Origin of the sequence: Mesorhizobium tamadayense, from assembly GCF_003863365.1 — a bacterium.
Lineage (GTDB): Bacteria > Pseudomonadota > Alphaproteobacteria > Rhizobiales > Rhizobiaceae > Mesorhizobium > Mesorhizobium tamadayense.
Window position 1 is genome coordinate 1 of sequence record NZ_RQXT01000217.1, and the last position, 579, is coordinate 579.

Consider the following 579-nt stretch of genomic DNA (forward strand, 5'->3'; position numbering starts at 1 on the left):
AATGACCGCCGACGCAACCTCGCAGCTTCGTGAGATCTGACTGGCTGACAACTATTTGCCAAGACATTCCTGATGCGGCGGCTATGCACGGAACTGAGCATCCGTTCAGGATGTCACGGGTGTGCTATACGGCTTTGATGGCTATTAGTTCGATGTTGCGCCGGCGCTGGCTGCCGGAAAAGAGCTTTCCATCCTATGCGTATCTGCCGGGCAGGCAACCGCATCCGGTGCGCGATCCTGCGGGACACAGCTACAATAGCGAAGCCATGCTGTCGGCGGCAGAGATCTCGCTTGATTCAGACACATTCCTCTGGGGTCTCGACCTGTTCAACCACGGCTATTACTGGGAAGCCCATGAGGCTTGGGAAGGTCTGTGGCAAGTTGCAGACCGAGGCGCTCCGCTTCGGACGCTCTTCAAGGGATTGATCCTCCTATCGGCGGCCGGCGTGAAGATCCGCGAGGGCAAGCAGGCGGCGGCGATGCGTCATGCCGGACGCGCCGCGGCGCTCCTTCGTCGGCTGAACACGGCAGATCATACCTTCGAGCGTGCGCTCGGCATGTCACCCGCAGCGCTCGCCA

General features: G+C 60.4%; 1 protein-coding gene. It reads left to right on the forward strand.

Annotated features, from left to right (window positions below; all coding sequences use genetic code 11):
• Positions 1 to 29 precede the first annotated feature (29 nt).
• A partial coding sequence (locus tag EH240_RS37365) for a DUF309 domain-containing protein (protein WP_245436720.1) occupies positions 30 to 579 on the forward strand: 550 nt, incomplete at its 3' end.